Origin of the sequence: Kitasatospora sp. NPDC007106 (assembly GCF_040634455.1) — a bacterium.
In the GTDB taxonomy this organism is placed as follows: domain Bacteria; phylum Actinomycetota; class Actinomycetes; order Streptomycetales; family Streptomycetaceae; genus Kitasatospora; species Kitasatospora arboriphila.
In genome coordinates this window covers 1-1,428 of the sequence record NZ_JBEYFP010001213.1, presented here as the reverse complement: position 1 = coordinate 1,428, position 1,428 = coordinate 1, and the positions used below count along the sequence as shown (strand labels likewise).

Sequence of the window (1,428 nt, the reverse complement as noted above, 5' to 3'; positions counted from 1 at the left end):
GTCGTCTCCGCGGACCACGGACCCGGCCGCCGCACCCTGCTGATCCGGGCCGGCGCCGGCGCCGCGGCGCTCGCCGTCCTGGTCACCGCCGCCGTCCTGGTGACCGGCGGCGACGACGGCGAGAAGTCCGGCGGGGGCGGCTCGGACTCCGCCGCGGCCCGCACCTACACCGTCGCCCACGCCAAGGCCTGGGCCGCCAAGCCCGCCGCGGGCGCCCCGGCCTCCGCCGACGACACCCTCGCCGGCTCCTGGATCACCGCCGACGCGGTGGTCCGCGCCGACGGCACCGGCGTGCAGGCCTACGCCCTCGCCGACGGCAAGCCCACCTGGTCCGTCACCGCCCCCAGCCAGGGCGCCGCCCCGTGCGGCCTCTCCCCGACGGTCAACACCGCCGGCCTCGGCGGCGTGCTCTTCCGGACCGGCGGCGACCCCAAGAGCCCCTGCACCGTCCTCGCCGCCGTCGACACCAAGACCGGCAAGACCGCCTGGACGAAGAACCTCTCCGACACCAAGGACGGCTACGACGCCAAGGTCTCCGTCCTCGACGACAAGGTCGTCGCGGTCGGCGAGGACAAGGCCTCCGCCTGGGCCGCCGCGGACGGCAAGGACCTCTGGCAGTACACCGGCCAGGGCAAGTTCTGCAGCCTCTCCGGCGGCGCGAGCGGCGCCACCGTCGTGCTGCACAGCAGCTGCGCCGACAGCACCCCCACCGACCAGGCGGTCGCCCTCAACGCGGCCGACGGCAAGGTGAAGTGGTGGCGCGGGCTGAACAACAAGCCCAAGACCGTCACCGTGCTCTCCGCCGAACCCGCCGTCGTCGCCACCACCGGCGAGAAGCCCGCCGACGACCGGATCTTCGCCTGGGGCACCGCCGGCGACCCCGCCGCCGAGATCCCGGTCACCGGCGACGCCGGCCGCCTCGACGTCGGCCGCGGCACCTTCGACACCGCGCCGACCGTCTTCTTCCACCAGAACACCATGGTCGCCGCCCTCGGCCCGGCCGACGGCGTCGGCCCGGCCACCTCGGTCACCGCCTACGACCTCGCCACCGGCAAGCCCACCTGGACGACCGCCGTCGCGGAGAAGCGCAAGTCCCGCGCGGTCGGCCTGGACGGTGGGGGCCTTCTGCTCGCCGTCGACGAGCGCCTCGACCAGCCCGCCCACATCAGCCGCTTCGCCCTCGCGGGCGGCCAGGAGACCCAGGGCGGCGCCTTCCCGCTGGGCACCGGCTCGCTGCTCACGGCCGGCCGGCTGCTCTCCGCCGACGGCAAGGTCGTCGTGCTCCCCGAGCACTCGGCCAACTTCGGCAGTGCCACCGCCTTCCAGGCCAAGGGCTGACGCACCTCACGCCACCGGCCAGCCCGTCCCCCGATCGGGCCGGCCGGCGGCGTGGGTGCACGGGGACGGGTCTCCGTCCCCGGTCTGCGG

1 protein-coding gene is annotated in these 1,428 nt (G+C 75.8%); it reads left to right on the top strand.

What is annotated here, in order from left to right:
• The coding region (locus ABZ641_RS37250) for a PQQ-binding-like beta-propeller repeat protein (RefSeq protein ID WP_359989007.1) at positions 1-1,338 on the top strand (1,338 nt) is incomplete at its 5' end.
• Between the last annotated feature and the right edge of the window lie 90 nt (positions 1,339-1,428).